General features: G+C 55.2%; 15 protein-coding genes. 5 read left to right on the forward strand and 10 right to left on the reverse strand.

The window, feature by feature from the left end; all coding sequences use genetic code 11:
* Positions 1 to 167: 167 nt before the first annotated feature.
* The 4 genes from pncB to ACOTX2_RS06150 all read left to right on the forward strand — a co-directional run bounded on the left by pncB (position 168) and on the right by ACOTX2_RS06150 (position 5,979).
* On the forward strand, positions 168 to 1,370 hold the full coding sequence (gene pncB, locus ACOTX2_RS06135) for a nicotinate phosphoribosyltransferase (protein ID WP_023299736.1): 1,203 nt from the start codon (positions 168 to 170) through the stop codon (positions 1,368 to 1,370).
* A gap of 168 nt (positions 1,371 to 1,538) precedes the next feature.
* Positions 1,539 to 2,939: an asparagine--tRNA ligase gene (gene asnS / locus ACOTX2_RS06140; protein WP_003858191.1), complete on the forward strand. Its 1,401-nt coding sequence runs from the start codon at positions 1,539 to 1,541 to the stop codon at positions 2,937 to 2,939.
* A 606-nt stretch (positions 2,940 to 3,545) separates the two neighbouring features.
* A complete protein-coding gene (gene ompF, locus ACOTX2_RS06145) occupies positions 3,546 to 4,604 on the forward strand; it encodes a porin OmpF (protein WP_022647640.1) in 1,059 nt (352 codons plus the stop codon).
* A 184-nt stretch (positions 4,605 to 4,788) separates the two neighbouring features.
* A complete protein-coding gene (locus ACOTX2_RS06150) occupies positions 4,789 to 5,979 on the forward strand; it encodes an amino acid aminotransferase (RefSeq protein WP_063147655.1) in 1,191 nt (396 codons plus the stop codon).
* A gap of 52 nt (positions 5,980 to 6,031) precedes the next feature.
* Here the strand turns inward: ACOTX2_RS06150 and ACOTX2_RS06155 are convergent, their stop codons facing one another.
* From ACOTX2_RS06155 to cmoM, 7 genes are all read right to left on the reverse strand, one after another.
* Complete coding sequence (locus tag ACOTX2_RS06155) at positions 6,032 to 6,679, reverse strand: MBL fold metallo-hydrolase (RefSeq protein WP_063147656.1); 648 nt, start codon at positions 6,677 to 6,679, stop codon at positions 6,032 to 6,034.
* A gap of 20 nt (positions 6,680 to 6,699) precedes the next feature.
* Entirely contained in the window at positions 6,700 to 7,251 is a 552-nt protein-coding gene (locus tag ACOTX2_RS06160) for a YcbK family protein (RefSeq protein ID WP_003858202.1), read from the reverse strand.
* Positions 7,252 to 7,426: 175 nt separating this feature from the next.
* On the reverse strand, positions 7,427 to 9,250 hold the full coding sequence (ldtD, locus tag ACOTX2_RS06165) for a L,D-transpeptidase (RefSeq protein WP_063137584.1): 1,824 nt from the start codon (positions 9,248 to 9,250) through the stop codon (positions 7,427 to 7,429).
* 179 nt (positions 9,251 to 9,429) lie between these two features.
* On the reverse strand, positions 9,430 to 13,878 hold the full coding sequence (gene mukB, locus ACOTX2_RS06170; RefSeq protein ID WP_063147657.1) for a chromosome partition protein MukB: 4,449 nt from the start codon (positions 13,876 to 13,878) through the stop codon (positions 9,430 to 9,432).
* Positions 13,878 to 14,582 carry a chromosome partition protein MukE gene (gene mukE / locus ACOTX2_RS06175; RefSeq protein ID WP_003858208.1) on the reverse strand — a complete coding sequence of 235 codons (705 nt, stop codon included), beginning with the start codon at positions 14,580 to 14,582 and terminating at the stop codon, positions 13,878 to 13,880. Before mukE ends, mukB begins: the two co-directional genes overlap by 1 nt.
* Positions 14,563 to 15,885, reverse strand: coding sequence for a chromosome partition protein MukF (gene mukF, locus ACOTX2_RS06180; protein ID WP_022647635.1), 1,323 nt, complete (start codon positions 15,883 to 15,885; stop codon positions 14,563 to 14,565). Before mukF ends, mukE begins: the two co-directional genes overlap by 20 nt.
* A gap of 3 nt (positions 15,886 to 15,888) precedes the next feature.
* Entirely contained in the window at positions 15,889 to 16,668 is a 780-nt protein-coding gene (cmoM, locus tag ACOTX2_RS06185) for a tRNA uridine 5-oxyacetic acid(34) methyltransferase CmoM (RefSeq protein WP_006809373.1), read from the reverse strand.
* A gap of 120 nt (positions 16,669 to 16,788) precedes the next feature.
* Here cmoM and elyC point away from each other — a divergent pair, with 120 nt between their 5' ends.
* Positions 16,789 to 17,568: an envelope biogenesis factor ElyC gene (gene elyC, locus ACOTX2_RS06190; RefSeq protein WP_063137586.1), complete on the forward strand. Its 780-nt coding sequence runs from the start codon at positions 16,789 to 16,791 to the stop codon at positions 17,566 to 17,568.
* Here elyC and ACOTX2_RS06195 read toward each other — a convergent pair.
* The 3 genes from ACOTX2_RS06195 to ycaR form a co-directional block, all read right to left on the reverse strand.
* Positions 17,545 to 18,438: a YcbJ family phosphotransferase gene (locus tag ACOTX2_RS06195; protein WP_023299729.1), complete on the reverse strand. Its 894-nt coding sequence runs from the start codon at positions 18,436 to 18,438 to the stop codon at positions 17,545 to 17,547. The genes elyC and ACOTX2_RS06195 overlap by 24 nt on opposite strands.
* A 130-nt stretch (positions 18,439 to 18,568) precedes the next feature.
* On the reverse strand, positions 18,569 to 19,315 hold the full coding sequence (gene kdsB, locus ACOTX2_RS06200; RefSeq protein WP_045308855.1) for a 3-deoxy-manno-octulosonate cytidylyltransferase: 747 nt from the start codon (positions 19,313 to 19,315) through the stop codon (positions 18,569 to 18,571).
* Positions 19,312 to 19,494 carry a protein YcaR gene (ycaR, locus tag ACOTX2_RS06205; protein WP_003858220.1) on the reverse strand — a complete coding sequence of 61 codons (183 nt, stop codon included), beginning with the start codon at positions 19,492 to 19,494 and terminating at the stop codon, positions 19,312 to 19,314. Before ycaR ends, kdsB begins: the two co-directional genes overlap by 4 nt.
* Positions 19,495 to 19,499 lie beyond the last annotated feature (5 nt).

Genomic DNA, 19,499 nt, shown 5'->3' on the forward strand with positions numbered 1-19,499 from the left:
GGCACAACGCCGTTTTTGCTACATTTTTATAACACGGGGCACGAAATGCACTCGACCATAAAGTGTGCTTATGTTGTGATCGGGGTTCAATAAATCACTAAACAGGGTATACTCCGGAGTTGTTTATTGTACTAAACGCTCCCGTGAGAGGATGCTACAGCGCACCTATGACTCAATTCGCTTCTCCGGTTCTGCATACGTTGCTGGATACCGACGCGTACAAGCTGCATATGCAGCAAGCCGTGTTTCACCACTATCATGATGTTCATGTTGCGGCGGAATTTCGCTGCCGGGGTGACGACTTGCTGGGTATCTACGCAGATTCCATTCGTGAACAGGTCGATGCCATGCAGCATCTGGCGCTCACCGATGACGAATATCAGTGGCTTTCAGGCCTGCCTTTCTTTAAAGCGGACTATCTGAACTGGCTGCGTGAGTTCCGCTATAAGCCGGAACAGGTCACCGTCACCAATGATAACGGCAAGCTGGACATTCGTCTGACCGGCCCGTGGCGCGAAGTGATCATGTGGGAAGTGCCGCTTCTGGCCGTGATCAGCGAGCTGGCCCACCGCTATCGCTCCCCTGAAACCGGTGTAACGCAGGCGGTTGCCGCTCTGGAGAATAAACTCGTTGAGTTTTCCAGACTGACAGAAGGGCTGGATATGTCCCGCTTCCGTCTGATGGACTTTGGCACGCGCCGCCGCTTCTCTCGCGAGGTTCAGGAAGCCATTGTCAGACGTCTGCAACAGGAGCCGTGGTTCGTTGGCACCAGTAACTACGATCTGGCGCGTCGCCTCGATTTAACGCCGATGGGTACCCAGGCGCACGAATGGTTCCAGGCGCACCAGCAGATCAGCCCTGACCTTGCCAACAGCCAGCGCGCCGCCCTCGCCGCGTGGCTTGAGGAGTACCCGGATCGGCTGGGTATTGCCCTTACCGACTGCATTACCATGGACGCGTTCCTGCGCGACTTTGGCCCTGAGTTTGCCGAACGCTACCAGGGTTTGCGCCATGATTCCGGGGACCCGGTTGAATGGGGTGAGAAAGCCATCGCCCATTACGAAAAACTGGGTATCGATCCCATGAGTAAGGTGCTGGTCTTCTCCGATAACCTTGACCTGGCGAAAGCCGTCGACCTTTATCGCCACTTCTCATCGCGGGTGAACCTGAGTTTCGGAATTGGTACGCGCTTAACCTGTGATATCCCCCAGGTGAAACCGCTGAACATCGTCATAAAGCTAGTGGAATGTAACGGTAAGCCGGTCGCGAAGCTCTCCGACAGCCCGGGCAAAACCATCTGCCATGACAAAGCGTTTGTCCGCGCATTACGTAAAGCCTTCGATCTGCCTCAGGTTAAAAAAGCCAGTTAACGGCTTCGGGGGAGCCTTCATGGCTCCCCTTCTCTTATTAATTTCTTATTTCTTCTCTTAAGACGGTGAAATTTACTTGTCTGATAGCGGATGGCAGGTAACATAGATATCCCCCCTATAAGGGCGGACAAGTGTTTATTTTTTCCGACTATTAACAGAGAGAATATTATGAGCGTTGTGCCTGTAGCCGACGTACTCCAGGGCCGTGTCGCCGTTGACCAGGAGGTCACCGTGCGCGGATGGGTGCGTACTCGCCGAGATTCTAAAGCTGGCATCTCCTTCCTCGCCGTCTATGACGGTTCCTGCTTTGATCCTGTACAGGCCGTCATTAATAATTCTCTGCCCAATTACAATGATGACGTTCTGCACCTGACAACCGGCTGTTCCGTGATCGTCACCGGTGTTGTGGTGGCCTCTCCGGGCCAGGGTCAGAGCTACGAAATTCAGGCGACCTCGGTGGAAGTGACCGGCTGGGTTGAAGATCCAGACACCTATCCGATGGCTGCAAAGCGTCACAGCATCGAATATCTGCGTGAAGTTGCGCACCTGCGTCCGCGCACCAACCTGATTGGTGCAGTGGCGCGCGTGCGTCATACGCTGGCGCAGGCGCTGCATCGCTTCTTTGACGAGCAGGGTTACTTCTGGGTGTCTACTCCGCTGATCACGGCATCCGATACCGAAGGCGCAGGTGAAATGTTCCGCGTTTCAACGCTGGATATGGAAAACCTGCCACGTACGCCGGAAGGAAAAGTCGATTACGACAAAGACTTCTTTGGTAAAGAAGCCTTCCTGACGGTTTCCGGCCAGCTCAACGGCGAAACCTACGCCTGTGCGCTGTCTAAGATCTACACCTTCGGCCCAACCTTCCGTGCGGAAAACTCTAACACCAGCCGTCACCTGGCGGAATTCTGGATGCTGGAGCCGGAAGTCGCCTTTGCCGATCTGAATGACGTGGCTGGCCTGGCAGAAGCGATGCTGAAATACGTGTTCAAAGCCGTTCTCGAAGAACGCGCAGACGACATGAAATTCTTCGCTGAGCGTGTCGATAACGACGCCATCGCCCGTCTTGAGCGCTTCGTCTCCGCAGACTTCGCGCAGGTGGATTACACCGACGCGGTCGCTATCCTGGAAAAATGCGGCGAGAAATTCGAAAACCCGGTTTACTGGGGCGTGGATCTCTCCTCCGAGCATGAACGTTATCTGGCAGAGAAGCACTTCAAAGCACCGGTTGTGGTGAAAAACTATCCGAAAGACATTAAGGCGTTCTATATGCGCCTTAACGAAGATGGTAAAACCGTTGCCGCGATGGATGTTCTGGCGCCGGGCATCGGTGAGATCATCGGTGGCTCCCAGCGTGAAGAGCGCCTGGATGTGCTGGACGCGCGTATGCAGGAGATGGGCCTGAACCCGGCGGACTACAGCTGGTATCGCGATCTCCGTCGTTACGGCACCGTTCCGCACTCTGGCTTTGGCCTGGGCTTCGAACGTCTGATTGCTTACGTAACAGGTGTTCAGAACGTACGTGATGTGATTCCGTTCCCACGCACACCGCGTAACGCAAGTTTCTAACCGACCAAATCATTAATGGCCAGCAAATGCTGGCCATTATTTTATCCTGCAATGTCAGTTTTCGTCAGTCAAAAGTAAGCGTCTATAAACCACAACCCCGCAATTCCCTCTACCTGTTACCTTTTGTTTCCACGAAATATCCTTAGACAAAAAAATAACCCTATTCTTATTGCGCTTAATACAATCCTTACGTAATAGCACAAAAAACAACCACTTTCACAGCCATCTGGATGGCTTTTGTCGATTATAAGAAAAAATGAGCCGTTTAACTTCTGTTTATACGAAAGACCTTTAGCTAAATTAAACATAAGGAAATCATATATATAAGAATAAAGCGGAGGTTTAATTCACCAGAACGCGCTGAAGTTTGAGGTGCTTCACAAAGTTCCCAAAAATACATATTTAGTTACACATATTTTCTTTTGGTAACTGAATCTTGAAGATTGTAGCACTTTCAGTGTAGCGAAACGGTTCTATGAATGGAAAGATGCCTGTCAGACACATAAAGACACCTAACTCTCATCAATAGTTCCGGAAATATTTATTGACAGAATTTATTGACGGCAGTGGCGAGTGTCATAAAAAAACCAATGAGGGTAATAAATAATGATGAAGCGCAATATCCTGGCAGTGGTAGTCCCTGCCCTGCTGGTAGCCGGTGCAGCAAACGCTGCTGAAATCTATAACAAAGACGGCAACAAATTAGATCTTTACGGGAAAGCAGTTGGCCTGCATTACTTCTCTGATTACGCGGGCAACGATGGCGACAACACTTACGCGCGTCTGGGCTTCAAAGGTGAAACTCAGATCAACGATCAGCTGACTGGCTACGGTCAGTGGGAATACAACTTCCAGGGTAACAACTCTGAAGGCGGCGATGCGCAGAACGGCAACAAAACCCGTCTGGCATTCGCAGGTCTGAAATTTGGTGACGCAGGCTCCTTCGACTACGGTCGTAACTACGGTCTGGTCTATGACGCAATCGGCATCACCGATATGCTGCCTGAGTTCGGCGGCGACACCGGCGCGAGCGATAACTTCTTCGCAGGCCGTACGGGTGGTCTGGCGACTTACCGTAACAGCAACTTCTTCGGCCTGGTTGACGGTCTGAACTTTGGTGTTCAGTACCTGGGCAAAAATGAACGTGATGACGCGGTACGTTCCAACGGCGACGGCTGGGCGACCTCTCTGAGCTATGACTACGAAGGCTTCGGCATTGTCGGTGCTTATGGCGCCGCTGACCGTACCAACAACCAGCAGACGCTGGAATGGGGTGAAGGCGACAAAGCTGAACAGTGGGCAACCGGCCTGAAATACGACGCGAACAACATCTACCTGGCAGCCATTTATGGCGAAATGCGTAACGCAGCGCGCCTGGGCAGCCGTGGTTTCGCTAACAAGTCTCAGGACTTCTCTGTTGTCGCTCAGTACCAGTTCGATTTCGGCCTGCGTCCATCCATCGCTTACTACAAATCTAAAGCGAAAGACGTAGAAGGTATCGGTGACGAAGACTACATCAACTACGTTGATATCGGTGCGACCTACTACTTCAACAAAAACATGTCTACCTATGTTGACTATCAGATCAACCAGCTGAAAGACGACAACAAGCTGGGCATCAACAACGACGACATCGTGGCTCTGGGTCTGGTTTACCAGTTCTAATCAGCACACCTCGTTGCTATATGCTTAATGAACAGGGCTTCGGCCCTGTTTTTTTATTCCCGAGAGAAAATAATAGCGACTTTTGAAAAGCCGCACGCTTTTCGTCGCAAACGGTTGGCATTTTGTAAATCTACCGTTAACCTGATAGCGGATTTCACTTCTGTAATCACAATGGAACTTCGTCATGTTTGAGAACATTACTGCCGCTCCTGCCGACCCAATTCTGGGCCTGGCCGATCTGTTTCGTGCCGACGACCGCCCTGGCAAAATCAACCTGGGTATTGGTGTATATAAAGATGAAACCGGCAAAACTCCGGTACTGACCAGCGTCAAAAAAGCTGAGCAGTATCTGCTGGAAAACGAAACCACCAAAAACTACCTCGGTATTGATGGTATCCCTGAATTTGGTCGCTGCACCCAGGAGTTGCTGTTCGGCAAAGGCAGCACCATTGTGAGCGAAAAACGCGCCCGCACGGCGCAGACCCCAGGCGGTACCGGCGCACTGCGCGTGGCGGCAGATTTCCTGGCGAAAAACACCTCTGTGAAGCGTGTCTGGGTAAGCAATCCAAGCTGGCCGAACCACAAGAGCGTGTTTAATTCTGCGGGTCTGGAAGTCCGTGAATACGCCTACTATGACGCGGCAAACCATGCGCTGGACTTCGATGGTTTGCAGGCCAGCCTGAGCGAAGCCCAGGCGGGCGATGTGGTGCTGTTCCATGGCTGCTGCCATAACCCAACTGGTATCGATCCTACGCTTGAACAGTGGGAACAGCTGGCTAAGCTGTCCGTTGAAAAAGGCTGGCTGCCGCTGTTCGACTTCGCTTACCAGGGCTTTGCCCGTGGTCTGGAAGAAGATGCTGAAGGTCTGCGCGCATTCGCCGCCGTCCATCAGGAGCTGATTGTCGCAAGCTCCTATTCCAAGAACTTTGGTCTGTATAACGAGCGTGTCGGCGCCTGTACGCTGGTGGCCGCTGACGATCAAACTGTCGATCGCGCATTCAGCCAGATGAAGTCCGTGATCCGCGCTAACTACTCCAACCCACCGGCACACGGTGCGTCTGTAGTTGCGACGATCCTGAGCAACGATGCGCTGCGCGCAATCTGGGAACAAGAGCTGAACGATATGCGTCAGCGCATTCAACGCATGCGTCTGCTGTTTGTGAACACGCTGGCTGAGAAAGGCGCCGACCGTGACTTCAGCTTCATCATCAAGCAGAACGGCATGTTCTCCTTCAGCGGTCTGACCAAAGAGCAGGTGCTGCGCCTGCGTGAAGAGTTTGGCGTCTATGCCGTTGCCTCTGGCCGCGTGAACGTTGCAGGTATGACGCCTGACAACATGGCGCCACTGTGCGAAGCCATTGTCGCGGTGCTGTAACCTGCACCCATAAAAAAAGCCTGCATCGCGCAGGCTTTTTTATTGAAAGGGTTTACCAGACAGGCATTTCATCCTGAAGGAACGGGTTATGCAACCGCTCATCGCCCAGCGTTGACATTGGTCCGTGTCCAGGGATAAACGTCACATCATCACCTAACGGTAATAACTTCTGCTTAATCGACTGAATCAGCTGACCGTGATCGCCGCGTGGGAAATCGCTGCGTCCTACGCCCCCTTTGAAAATCACGTCACCGGAAATCAGCAGACGCGACGCGTCATCAAAGAAGACAATATGGCCAGGCGTATGCCCGGGGCAATGCAACACCTGTAAAGTTACATTCCCTACGTTAACGCGATCGCCTTCGCTCAGCCAGCGGTCCGGTGTCAGTGGCTGACAGTCATCCAGACCAAACATGCGGCTTTGGGCAGGCAGCCCCTGAAGCCAGAACTCATCTTCTTTTTCCGGGCCGATAATCGGCACACCGTAGTGTTCAGCCAGTTCAGCCGCTGCACCCACATGGTCAAGATGGCCATGGGTCAGTAAAATCTGCATCAGCGTTACACCGCTGGCAGCGACTTCCTGCTTGATTGTCTCAGCGTCGCCACCGGGATCAACAAGCGCGGCCAGTTTAGTTTGTTCACACCAGATCAATGAACAGTTCTGTGAGAACGCGGTAACCGGAATAATACGATAGTTCATACTGCTCCTGTGTTTCGTTATTACCAGTGCCGAACCGGCCCGGTATCAATATGCACAAAGTTGCTACGTGGGTAGTATCCTACACCACCTGCGCGCATAGATAACGCCGCTTTGCGAATATTGGCTAACGAAACGCCTTCAATATGGAAATCCATCGCCTGCCCTTTGGTGTGATAGCTTTTTTTCGCTACCCCACGGCTGTGGGCGCGCAGTTCATTGTTGGTATCCAGAGAGCGATAGCCAGAAATGAGTTGCACCGGCCTTTTGGTCCCCAGCAGTCCCTGCAAGCGGTAAAGCTGATCGAATAATCCAGGGTCGATGGCTTTGATTTTGTTCGCGCGGAAATCACGGAAAAAATGGTTGAGTCGTGCTAATTCATCCTGAATATAGCCTCTGCCATCGAAAAATTCCGCTTTAAGCGTCTCACCAGTATGCAGATTGTTGAGCGTTAAAATACGCGGACGAGGTGTCGAGAGGGTGGCAAATGCTGGCGTCGGAAGGATGGCTGCTGCGCCCAGCGCAACGCCACCTAACGCCAGCAATTTGCGGCGATTAGCGTCAAATTTGTCCATGATAATCAGGTCTACAGGTAAAAGAAATTGTCAATATGCTTAGCGCACGAAGGGCACCATAACTGGCAAAGCCTGCTACGTCAAGGCGCCCAATCCCAGTGAATACGCGGCTTTCAGCCAGATCGCCTCATATTCACCATAACTTACGACAATCATTTTTACCGAACTACTTCATTTACCTGATTAATTGTTCCGCTTTTGGCAAGATTTGTGCGCCGGATCGCGCTGTCAGATCATAATTGTAAATATCTGTACGATACTGGGTACGTCCGTCCGCGCCCACAAACGCCGTCAGATAGTAAAGATTGACCGGAATATTGTGGCGGATATTGACGTAACGCGTATCCCCCTGCTTCAGGGCATCTGATATCCGCGTATCGTTCCAGCCTGCATCCTGCAACAGCATATTCGCCAGTTCGGAGGCCTTATTCACGCGAACGCAGCCAGAACTGAGCGCGCGTGCGTCTTTCTGGAACAGATTATGGTTCGGGGTATCATGCAGATAGATTGCGTCCGAACTTGGCATATTGAATTTGTAACGTCCGAGCGAGTTATGCGCACCCGGTGCCTGCTGGAAACGGAACGGCAGGTTCGAAGGCGTAATCGTTGACCAGTCGACCATCCAGGGGTCAATCGCTTCTTTGCTGTTCCAGCCACGCATCACCGTATAGTTATGTCGCTCCAGATAGCCCGGGTCATTCCAGACCTTAGGCAGGATATCTTTGCGCGCCAGCGTCGGCGGCACGTTCCACGGCGGGTTAACCACCACGTTATTCAGCGCGCTGCTCATCATCGGCGTTTTGCGGTCAGGTCGACCCACAATCACGCGGGACGCCAGCACTTCGCTACCGTCCTGATAATAGACCAGGGAGTACGCCGGAATGTTGACCATAATGCCGGTGGATAACGTGCCCGGCAGCAAGCGCAAGCGCTGGATATTCAACGCCAGCACCCCTGCCCGCTGGGCCGGAGAGACGTTCAGCCAGTCGCGAGTCGATGGACCAATCACGCCGTCGGCGCCCAGCCCCTGCGCGGCCTGGAACTGCTTCACTGCCGCGACCAGCTCGCGATCGTAAGCGGCGGGCTTATTGCTCAGTGCAACGGCGGTTTTCTCTTTTACCGGCGCCGACGGGCTGACGACTGCGTTTTGCGTCTCGTCGCCGGGCAGAGCAATTTTAGGGCCGCTGTCAAGCATGCCAGACCGTTTCATAATTTCGCGAATCGCAGGCACATCGCTGCTCCATTGTCCCGGACGCAGCGTTGCTGTTCCACGCAACTGAGGCCACGGGCGGGAATCCGCGACCAGCTCAAGAAGCGACTGATGCATCGTGGCATACTGCGGGTGGGCGGGCGCAAGGCTTGCGATAAAGCGCGGCAGTTCACCGTTGTCCAGCGACAGCTGCCACTGATTAATGACGGACAGCGCGGGCGTCGCCAGCTTGTACGGTTTACTGCTGTATAACCAGCGGTTGCCGTTCACCGAAATCCCCGCCACAAACTGCAAGTAGCCCATCATGGCATCAGACAGCACCACGTCACGCGCCTGTCCGGTAACGGCAGGGTCGGTCAGGAGTTCAACCCAGGTCGTGAACTGTGGCTGAAAACCTGCAATCGCCACTTCAGCCAGTTGCTGCTGGAAGGCACGTACCGCCTCGCGATTTTCCCACATCGGTTTCATATCGCGCGCAGCGTAAAGCAGCGTGAGCTGGTTAATATAAGCGGGAGTATAGCCCGAGGGCAGCCCGGTCATAAGCTGCTGGCGTAATGATTCAGTATCGATGCCTTCCGGCAGCGGTTTAATGCCGGCCATGATGGCCGTCGCCGGAGACTGATCCAGCGGTTGTGACAGCGACGTCGGCTGCGCGCCCATCGTCGCGGAGCTGTCAGTCGGTACAATTTCAGGCTCATCGGCCTGAGCGGTAAACAGTGGAGCAAACATCACTGTCAGGCACAAACTCAGCGCAGACAGTTGACGACCACGATCTTTCTTAAGCAACATCCCTTGCCCCCTGTTTTTCACGACATGCCCAGTATTATGGAGCTTTCCTTCAGTATAGAAAGGCATACACGCTGCTGCCTTACCTTATGTAAAGAAGTTTAAAGATAACGCAGCCCTGAACACAAGTTAAGTGAATAAAAAAAGCGACGCCTGAGCGCCGCCTTTTATCATACCCGGGGTTAAGAGGCGTCAGCCGTGCCCGGTAAAGACTCCGGAGGCTGCGGCGCAAAGCCACGCAGACCTACGACGTGTACATGTTCACTGTTCTGGAACACTTTACGCACCAGCTTATAGGTTGTCCCTTTTTCCGGACTGATGTTTTCCGGCGCCGCGATGATGAGCTGCATATCGAGTCGCTCGCAAAGCTCAAACAGCGTGGCGATGGAGCGGGCGTCGAGACGCGCGGCTTCATCGAGGAACAGCAGACGGCATGGAGAGATGTCCTTGCCGCGCAGACGACGCGCTTCATCTTCCCAGCTCTGCACCACCATCACCAGAATCGACATACCGGTACCGATGGCTTCACCGGTAGAGAGCGCACCGGATTCCGCGCGCAGCCAGCCGTCTGAGCCACGGTTAACCTCAACTTCCATTTCCAGATAGTTGCGGTAGTCCAGCAACTCCTCGCCGATGGTTTGCGGCGTACGCTGGCCCATGTCAATCTGCGGATTCAGACGCTGATACAGCTTCGCCAGCGCTTCGGAGAAGGTCAGGCGGTTACTGTTGAACAGATCCTGATGCTGCTCATGCTGTTCAGACAACACGTCAAGCAGCGTGGAGTGCGCCTCACGCACGTTCACGTTCAGCCGCACGCTGTTGACCTGGCCAAACGACACGCTTTGCAGGCCCTGGTTCAGCTGACGGATACGGTTCTGCTCGCGCTGAATGGTTTTACGAATAATATTCGCCACGCTGCGGGAGCTGATTGCCAGCTTCTGCTCGCGGGAGGTCAGCTCCTCCGTCAGACGGCCCAGCTCGATCTCCATCTGTTCGATCGCTTCAACCGGATCGTCGGTACGGATGATGTCCTGACGAATACGCTCGCGTAAGTGCTGATAAACCGCCACGAAGAACTGAATTTTGCGCTCAGGACGCTTCGGATCTTCGGACATGCGCAGCACGTCGCGCAGGTGTTCATTGTCCGCCACGGCAAGACGCAGCGCACCCAGCGCCTTATCCGACATAGAGCGCAGTTCATCGGCTGACAGGTACGCCAGCTCGCGACGGTGCAGACGACGCTCCACGTTGTTGTCCTTCACCATGCGCATCACCGCGCACCAGCCCGCCTTCGCGGTCACAACCTGTTCACGCATCTCAAAATAGTCGCGCTCCAGCTTGCGCAGACGACGCGTCAGGTTGTCCATCTCCGCTTCACAGAAGGTCAGCGCTTTTTCGAGCTGATTACGACGCGCACGGTTGTTGCTGAGCTGAGCATGCAGCTCATCACGGCGAATACGCGCCCGCTCTTCTGCGCCGCTGTCGGCGCGCACGCCAATGTCCTGCAACTCTTTATGCAGGTCATTTAACAGCTCTTTCTTGGTGTCGAAGGAGCTTTTCAGCGATGCCATGACCTGGCTGTACTGGCTCAGCTGTGCAGCGTGAGTACGCATCGCTTCACGGGCGCGCGTTCGTTCCGCTTCGGCCTGCTCAAGACGCTGGCGCAGCTTCTCATTCAGATCGCTGTTCCCGCTCAGCATTTCTGCTGAATCGGAGTAGCCGAAGTGTGCGCGACGTTGCACCACTTCCGTGAGGGCAAACGCCTGCTGACGCGCTTCGCGCTGCACCTGCTGTGACCAGGCGTAATCTTCTTTTAACTGCTCAAACTGTTCCGGGTCGCTCTGGAGAACGGAAACCATCGGCTCCAGTTTTGCCAGCTGATTGCCGTGTTGCTGCACAAAGCGCGCCGCTTCCTGCGCTTCGTCCAGACGTTCCTGAATCTCATCCACGCGGTCGGCGAGCGTATCGTCCGCCAGCAGGTTCAGGCGCGGCAGGATGCGGTTAAGGGCCGCAACGCCTTCTTTCGCCTGCTCAAACTGCACGCGGCTTTGCTGGTTGTCATTTTCATGGCTGGCAAGCGCACGCTCCAGCTCACCGCGGCGGGTGTTGAGCTTACGAATTTCGGCTTCCGGATCGGGCTGGAAGGCAACGCCCAGATGGCTGCCGATAAAGCGGCTGAACGCCTGATGCAGACGCTGGGTTTTCTGCACGTCAAACGACAGGGTCGCAAAACGCTCTGAAAGCGTTTCACGCTCGGCGTGCAGGCTTTCAATACGGTTTTCACGCGCGGCGCGGCCAAACAGCGGCAGTTCCGGGAAGCGCGAATAGCGCCACTGGCGATCGGCGATTTTCACCACCACCGCTTTTTCCAGCTCGTCGACGCTGAATACGCTGTCATCAAACGACTGCGGATCCCCTTCGATGAGGTAGAGATCTTCCGGGCAGTCTTCCAGCCCTGCAAGCTGGTCAGAAATCAGCGACAGATCCGGCACTACAATCGCGTTACGGGACGGACCGTACAGCGCGGAGAAGTACGGCGCATCGTCCATGCCGACGTCGTCGTAAATTTCAGACAGCAGCACGCCGCCGAAACGCTCGGCTAACGCATTCAGGCGCGGATCTTCTGAGCCGCCAGGCTGGCTTAAACGCTCGATTTCTTCATCGACGTCACGCTTGCGCGCGCCCACTTCGTCACGCTCAACAATCGCTTCGCGTTCGCGCTCCAGCAGCTGTTGCATGTATTCGGTGACGTCCTGGCTGGAGGCAAACTCCTGACCACACTGCTCGCTGAGCTGGTTCAGGCTGCTTTGTGCGGCCAGCCAGATCGGCGCACGCTGTAAGAGCGTCTTCGAACGGGACTGAAGCTGTTCCAGCTCCTGACGCAGCGTCATGCGCTGTTCGCTGGCGTTCGATACGGTATCGGACAGGGCCGCAATACGCGCTTCCAGCTCCTGATGCAGAGCCTCAAGCTCGTCGAAATCGTAATTTTTACCCTGACGTTTGCAGAATTCCGCCAGCAGACGCTCAGCTTCCTGCTGTTCACGCAGACGCTGTTCCAGCTCGTTCAGGCGCATGCGCAGCGGCTGCACCTGCTCGGCCAGATGGCGCTGATTGACGCCGTCGCGCAGTAGCTCACGGGCAACGTCCCACGCTTCGTTACGCGCCAGCGGACCGTTGATCGCCACCACCAGCTGGTACGCCTGCTCAAACTGGCTGTGTGCCGTTTGCGCCACGCTCATTTTCTGATCGAGAGAAAGCAGTTTCTCAGTGGCTTCCTGCTCTTTGGCCTGGAAGGTATCCAGCCATTCGTCAGCGCTTTCAGGGGTCAGGTCCGGCAGGTGGCACAGCTCTTTGGCACGCTGCAACGCCTGCAGCGCCTGGTTGTATTGGATCGCGCGGGTCTGCTGCACGTCCAGCGCCTGCTGGTAGTCTGCGAGCTGGCTTTTCAGCTCATCCACTTCCAGCTCGGCGGCTTCCGCGCGGGCTTCGTTCTCTTCCTGCAAATCGGCGGCTTCTGCCACCACTTCATTTTGCTCTTCAAGACGAATTTGCAGCTCATCGAGATCGGCTTCATAGCGCTCGATTTTTTCCTGCTGACGCAGCGCGGTTTGCACCAGGTTCAGATGATCGCTGGCCGCCTGGTAATCGGCTTCCAGATCCCCTTCGGCACCGTTGTGCTCGCCCAGTTCGCGCGCCATTTCGACATGCTTATACTGCTCGGCGACCAGCTGTTTGCGGGAGGTAAACAGCTCGCGGCGGTATTCCAGCGCCTGATCGAGATGAATACGGCGCTCGTTGGCGTGACGCATATAGTCTGCCGCCACGTAGTTGGTGGCTTCGCTGATCAGGTGCTTAAACAGATCGCGGTCAGATTGCGTAACGCGAATCGCTTCCAGCGTCATGCGGTTTTCACGCAGCGCGGCTTCCATATCCTGGAAGGCCTTACGCACGCCGCTGTTTTCCGGCAGCAGGTAGTCGCGCAGGGAGCGGGTAATGGCGCTTGAGATACCGCCGTACAGGGAGGCTTCAATCAGACGGTAGTATTTACTACGATCTGACGCGCTGCGCAGACGACGGGCCACCACGCCGAGATCGAACATCAGAGAGTGGTAGTCGGTAATGGAGTTAAACTGCTTAAACTGCACGCCTTCGATGGCTTCCAGCTTGTCTTTCAGCTCCTGGAGCGTCAGAACGCGCGCCTGTCGTTCATTCAGGGTTTCCGTCAGCAGCGCGGTCGGCTGCACGGAGGTTGGCAGCCCCTGGATCGCAAACGGTTTGATATCTACTTTACGGTCGCGGCCGGCAACCTGCTGCAGGCGCACGCCTACAACCACGCGCTGATGACGGGAGTTGATCACGTCCAGCACCGAATAACAGACGCCCGCTTTCAGCTTACCGTGCAGCCCTTTATCTCGGGAGCCGCTCGTTGCACCCGCTTCAGTGGTGTTACGGAAGTGCAGCAGGGTCAGGTCAGGGATCAGCGCCGTCACGAAGGCCGCCATGGTGGTGGATTTACCTGCCCCGTTACCGCCGGAGAGCGTTGTCACCAGCTCATCCAGATCGAAGGTTCGGGCAAAGAAGCCGTTCCAGTTAATCAGCGTTAGTGAGCGAAATTTACCGCGTTCAATCATTACTCTTCCTCCCCGCTATCCGGCTGATTCTCTTCGTGCTCGTCATTGAGCTGCAAATGGTTTTCCACCGGCATCGCTTCACCGTCACGGATCATGCGCAGCTGTGCTTCACGCGCATCGTCACCCGCACGCACGTCGGCACCAAAGCGGAAGACCGATTCGGTAATGCGGAACTTGCTGCTGTCGTGACCCATGAACCAGACCATTCCCAGACGGCGCAGACGGTTCAGGGAAGAGCGAACTTTTTCCTGTAATTTCTGACGGTCCAGATCGGACCCCGTCGAGCGATTATTTACCAGCTTGAGCAGCTTGCTTTCATCCGCCAGCGACAGCAGCTCATCGTAAAGCTCCTGCTGGGTGAAGATCCCTTCATTCGCCAGACGTTCCGGGCTGAGGTAGAGGTAGCAGAGAATTTTGCCGACCATCATATCCAGTTCGGAAAGCACCGAGCGCGGAATAAGCGTAGTAGAGCGCGGACGCAGGTAGAAAAACCCTTCCGGCGCGCGGATCAGCTCAACGTTATAGCGAGCGTAAAACTCTTCCAGATACTCCTGAAAGTCCATCAAAAAGGCGTGATTATCCAGCTCGTCAAGGCCAATGTGACGACCGGCACGCAGCTGGCTGTCCAGCGCCGGAAACAACGGATTCGCCAGCGCCTGTGCCAGCTTAACTGGCATCACTTGTTCAATATTTGTCAATGACATGCGCCTGTACCTTGGCTCCGTAATCGTTAATCGGTTGCCACTTCGGCGGCAGTCCGGTGAAATCGGCTTGTGCGATGCCCAGGCGCACCGCCTGGTCTACAACAATGCGGGCTACATCGAAGTGGCGCGCTCGCGGATACTGCGCCAGATAGTCGCGTACCACGAGGCCAAGATCCAGCGGTGCTTGTCTGGCTTTATAGACAGCGAGCTGTTCTTCGATCATCGCCGCAAGCTGCTCGCGAATTTCGTTAAATTCTTCGTATTCCAGATCCGGCGGCAGTTCACCGGTGACCTCTTCATCACGCAGCGCCATCTCTTCGTCGCGCATATCCAGAAGACGATCGGCGTTGGCGTAGGTCAGCGCCCACGGCGCATCAAAGTAGGTCTGTACCGACTGGCGCAGACGCTGAGCAAAGACGCGGTTCTTATCCATATCGATGGCGGTACGGATAAATTTATGCACGTGGCGGTCGTAACCGATCCACAGGTCGATCGACTGCTGTCCCCAGCTGATAATGCGGTCAAGCTTACTCTGCAAATCAAACACCAGACGGTCGATAAAATGCAGATCGTCGTGCGCCATCGTCGCGTCCTGGATGCGCAGCAGGTTGGCCTGTAGCTTATCCCCAGCCGCCTCCAGCGTATCCTGCAACTCACGTAGCGTACCGGACGTTTCTGACAGCAAAAGTTCACAGCTGGAGATGGCCGCACGCCAGTCTTTATTCAGCAGTTGAGCGATATCGTCTTTGACCTGCTGCTGCTGTTCGTCCATCAGACGTTGAGTCAGATCGATACTGTCGAAAATCTCGGCGACCGAGTATTTTAGCGGCGCGTAAACGTTGCGATGCCAGTGGAATTCGTCACCGTTTTCATCAGCCGCGTCGGCGGCACGCTTCAGCTCGCCTGCAACAATGGAGAGCTGCATGGAGAGACGCAGCGTGGAAAATTCGCGCTGGCGGATGTAATAGTCGGTAATGCCAATGCCCAGTGGCGTAAGACGATAGATGGCGTTTCCTTCCGCCTGCTCGCTGGTAAAGCGGTTCAGCAGACGTTGACGCACCATATCATTGATTGCGTTGTTGGCACGCACGCTAATGGTTTCGCTGGTTTGCTCAAACGCATCACTGACGTGGCGGAACGCATCCACCAGTTCGCCTTCACTCATTTCGCCATCCAGGCGTTCGCCGTTTAGCGTCGCAACCGCCAGCAGGAATGAGAGTCTGTCTACCGGCAGCGAGATGGAGAAATCGTTTTTCCTGGCCCAGGCAACCAGTTCGGGGACTGTCTGGGAAAATTCACTCATAGATTATCCTTGCATCTGCGGCTTGCGCGCGGTGACGTGGATATAGCGGCCAAGGCTCAGATAAGGCTCCTGGCGGCAGTACCGCGTCTCTATTTCTGTTAAGGCGTCTAAACAGTCATCCTGTTTTTGTTTATCACGCAGATAATCATGAAACACCCTCACGCCGGTTTTGCCGGTAATTTCCCAACCGATCTCCTCCAGCCAGCCATAGACCTGCTGCGGTTCACGGGGGAAATCCGGTGAAAGCGTGCGTCGTTTCTTTTTATACATGCCCTGCTGTACATAGCCAAAATTGCCGACCAGCACGTTTCGCATTAGCAGGCCGTTGGCATTGTAAAACATCAGCGATAACGCACCGCCCGGGCGCAACATCGACCACAGCGTTTTTAACATCGCTTGTGGTTCGGCGACCCATTCGAGCACAGCATGAAACAATATCAGATCAACCTGCGTTTCCAAATGCTGCGGAATGTCCTGAGCGGCGCAATGTATAAAATGCATGTTGTCGCTCACACCTTTCTCTTCTGCCGCTCGCCCGGCGCGCGCAACCATCTCGGCAGAAAGATCGCAAAGCGTGACGTGATGTCCCCGCTGCGCCATCAGAATTGCAGTCTGCCCTTCCCCACCGCCGGCATCCAGTACGCGCAACGGTCGGTCACCAAATTCAGCCAGCAGCTTATCCAGATCCTGCCAGAGGATCGTCTGACGAAGCTGACCTTTGGTGGTGCCATAAATGTTGCGCGAAAACTTTTCCGCGATGTCATCAAAATTGCGATCCCGCATTGGGAGGGTTCCACTCACTGCAAAACCGCTATTTTGTCACACCCGCGCGGAGAATGAACCACTCTGGTGTAATATCACGGGCAATCGCCTGCTGTATGGTTAAAAAAGGAACCAAAAAGGATGCTTTTTACCCTAAAAAAATATATCGGAGGCATGATGCTTCCCCTTCCCCTGCTGTTGCTTCTCATCGCGCTGGGGCTGGCATTGATATGGTTTAGCCGCTTTCAGAAAAGCGGTAAATCCCTCGTCACCGTGGGCTGGCTGGCGCTGCTGTTACTCAGCCTGCAACCGGTCGCTGACGGTTTGTTACGCCCGATTGAAAACACCTACCCGACGTGGCAGGGAAACCAGAAGGTGGACTACATCGTGGTGCTGGGCGGCGGGTATACCTGGGATCCGAACTGGGCGCCCAGCTCGAACCTGATCAACAACAGTCTGCCGCGTCTGAACGAGGGGATCCGCCTGTGGCTGGCCAATCCAGGATCGAAGATGATCTTCACGGGCGCTGCGGCAAAAACCAACCCGGTAAGTACCGCTGAAGCAGGGGCAAGAGTGGCTGAATCGCTTGGCGTACCACGTTCCGCCATCATCACACTGGATAGCCCAAAAGATACCGAAGAAGAAGCTGCTGCGGTGAAACAAGCCATCGGTGATGTGCCGTTCCTGCTGGTGACCTCTGCTTCACACCTGCCGCGCGCAATGATTTTCTTTGAGAATCAGGGCCTGCATCCGCTTCCTGCTCCGGCAAACCAGCTGGCCATTGACGCCCCGCTCAACCCGTGGGAACGGATAATCCCGTCCCCGGTATGGCTGATGCACAGCGACCGCGTCGGTTACGAGACGCTTGGCCGCCTGTGGCAGTGGCTTAAGGGTTCGTCAGGCAAGCCAGGGCAGGAGTGATTTTGCGGCCAGATCGAAACTGGCGCGATTAAAGCGCCCGGTGTTGACCAGTTGCGCCACCTCATCCCAGAGAAGATAGAGCCAGCGTCGCCAGAGAAAGGCCTCCGCAACGGGGGCGCGCTGAAGATAGTGCCAGAGCAAATCTTCCGCCGCCCCGCCCTCGCTCAGCCTGAACAGTTCGTACTCGCGCGGCGCCCAGAGCATGATCCCCGGCCCGACCATTGCCAGAAGCTGATCGCTGCGCGAGTCTTTAAGCATACTGCGCAGCGTGAAGTTGCCGTGAACCAGCACGCAGTTGTCGTTAAAACCCTCAAACAGCGTCGGAAGACATTCCCGGGTGCGGAACAGAATACGTTTGTCCTGCATCGTTAAACCGGTGTTGTTGAACTGGTTCAGCGTGCCCCAGAGCACTTCGACACGCTGGCGATACCATAGCGGCCACAGGTTTTCCTGGGTGCTGTCTACCGCGCCAACAAGACCCCGGCTGTCCTGCCGATGCCAGGCTAGCAGGGCCTCGACAATCTGATCTTTCAGCTGTTCCCAGCGCTCCGGTGTACGCGTCGGGGCTTCAACAGAAACCCCGCGTAAACGTTCAATAAGCAGAACATCCGGGCCGGGATGCTCCTCATGGGTCATCACGCCGTAGACCGTCGGCATACGGACAGTCCCTTCCCGCGCCAGCATCGACATTTTCCAGGCCAGTTGTCTGGCGACGCCCGGCGAGGTAAAACTTCTGGCCATCAGCGGCATGGGGTTTCCCTGACTGTCGTACAACGACCAGAGTGCGGTATCGGCCTTTTCATTCACGCATTCCACCCGGCTTAGCTGTTCGCCAAGGAGATGGCTGAGTTCAGCACGCAGCTGTTCCATATGAGATTACCCCCATTAAGACTACTGCTTTTATAATGAGCGCGCGAACCCCGGATGTCACCCGGTCGAGATCAATAATGAAAAAGAAAAGGAAGAGAACATCCCCCCAGAACGAGGGGATGGCAGCGAATTAACGCAATTCGACGCGTACGCGCTCGAGATCTTCAGGCGTATCCACGCCGGTGCCAGGGACTTCCTGGGCAACCGCAACGTGAATTTTCTCGCCGTACCACAGTATGCGAAGCTGTTCGAGCATTTCGATATGCTCAAGCGGGCTTGGTGCCCAGGCGACATAGCGACGAATAAAGCCGGCGCGGTAGCCGTAAATACCGATGTGGCGCAGGAAGGTTTCGCCGATCGTCTCTTTCGATTGCGCGAAACGATCGCGATCCCACGGAATGGTGGCGCGGGAGAAATAGAGCGCGTAGCCCTCTGCGTCCATGACCACTTTCACCGCATTCGGATTGAACGCCTCTTCAGCGTGGTGAATCGGCACCGCGAGGGTCGCCATGCCAACCTTACGCTGGGCCAGGTTGTCGGCCACCTGACGGATAATAGCCGCCGGGATCATCGGCTCATCGCCCTGCACGTTCACAATCACCGTCTCGTCACTGAAACCGCATTTTTCGACGACTTCCGCCAGGCGCTCGGTGCCTGACTGGTGGTCGGCACGGGTCATGCACACTTCCCCACCCGCGGCCTCAACCGCTCGCGCGACATCCGGGTGATCGGTGGCGACGATGACGCGTCCGGCGCCCGATTCGCGTGCCCGTTCAAGGACATGCACAATCATCGGTTTACCGTTGATATCTACCAGCGGTTTACCTGGCAGGCGCGTTGAAGCATAACGCGCAGGGATAATGACAACAAAACTCATGGTTTGATCTCTTCTGCCACCAGAGAACGGGCTTCATTTTCCAGCAGGACCGGAATACCGTCACGCAGCGGGAACGCCAGGCTGTCCAGTTTGCAAATCAGCTCTTGTTTATCCTGGCTGTAATACAGTTTGCCATTGCACACCGGGCAGGCAATAATTTCAAGTAAACGGTGATCCATAGTTC

This window comes from Enterobacter cloacae complex sp. IR5412 (genome assembly GCF_049237385.1).
GTDB classification, from domain to species: domain Bacteria; phylum Pseudomonadota; class Gammaproteobacteria; order Enterobacterales; family Enterobacteriaceae; genus Enterobacter; species Enterobacter intestinihominis.

What these genes read in the sequence shown, in the direction of transcription:
- pncB (WP_023299736.1), top strand. Translation starts at nt 168, where the DNA reads ATGACTCAATTCGCTTCTCCGGTTCTGCATACGTTGCTGGATACCGAC.
- asnS (WP_003858191.1), top strand. Translation starts at nt 1,539, where the DNA reads ATGAGCGTTGTGCCTGTAGCCGACGTACTCCAGGGCCGTGTCGCCGTT.
- ompF (WP_022647640.1), top strand. Translation starts at nt 3,546, where the DNA reads ATGATGAAGCGCAATATCCTGGCAGTGGTAGTCCCTGCCCTGCTGGTA.
- ACOTX2_RS06150 (WP_063147655.1), top strand. Translation starts at nt 4,789, where the DNA reads ATGTTTGAGAACATTACTGCCGCTCCTGCCGACCCAATTCTGGGCCTG.
- ACOTX2_RS06155 (WP_063147656.1), bottom strand. Translation starts at nt 6,679, where the DNA reads ATGAACTATCGTATTATTCCGGTTACCGCGTTCTCACAGAACTGTTCA.
- ACOTX2_RS06160 (WP_003858202.1), bottom strand. Translation starts at nt 7,251, where the DNA reads ATGGACAAATTTGACGCTAATCGCCGCAAATTGCTGGCGTTAGGTGGC.
- ldtD (WP_063137584.1), bottom strand. Translation starts at nt 9,250, where the DNA reads ATGTTGCTTAAGAAAGATCGTGGTCGTCAACTGTCTGCGCTGAGTTTG.
- mukB (WP_063147657.1), bottom strand. Translation starts at nt 13,878, where the DNA reads ATGATTGAACGCGGTAAATTTCGCTCACTAACGCTGATTAACTGGAAC.
- mukE (WP_003858208.1), bottom strand. Translation starts at nt 14,582, where the DNA reads ATGTCATTGACAAATATTGAACAAGTGATGCCAGTTAAGCTGGCACAG.
- mukF (WP_022647635.1), bottom strand. Translation starts at nt 15,885, where the DNA reads ATGAGTGAATTTTCCCAGACAGTCCCCGAACTGGTTGCCTGGGCCAGG.
- cmoM (WP_006809373.1), bottom strand. Translation starts at nt 16,668, where the DNA reads ATGCGGGATCGCAATTTTGATGACATCGCGGAAAAGTTTTCGCGCAAC.
- elyC (WP_063137586.1), top strand. Translation starts at nt 16,789, where the DNA reads ATGCTTTTTACCCTAAAAAAATATATCGGAGGCATGATGCTTCCCCTT.
- ACOTX2_RS06195 (WP_023299729.1), bottom strand. Translation starts at nt 18,438, where the DNA reads ATGGAACAGCTGCGTGCTGAACTCAGCCATCTCCTTGGCGAACAGCTA.
- kdsB (WP_045308855.1), bottom strand. Translation starts at nt 19,315, where the DNA reads ATGAGTTTTGTTGTCATTATCCCTGCGCGTTATGCTTCAACGCGCCTG.
- ycaR (WP_003858220.1), bottom strand. Translation starts at nt 19,494, where the DNA reads ATGGATCACCGTTTACTTGAAATTATTGCCTGCCCGGTGTGCAATGGC.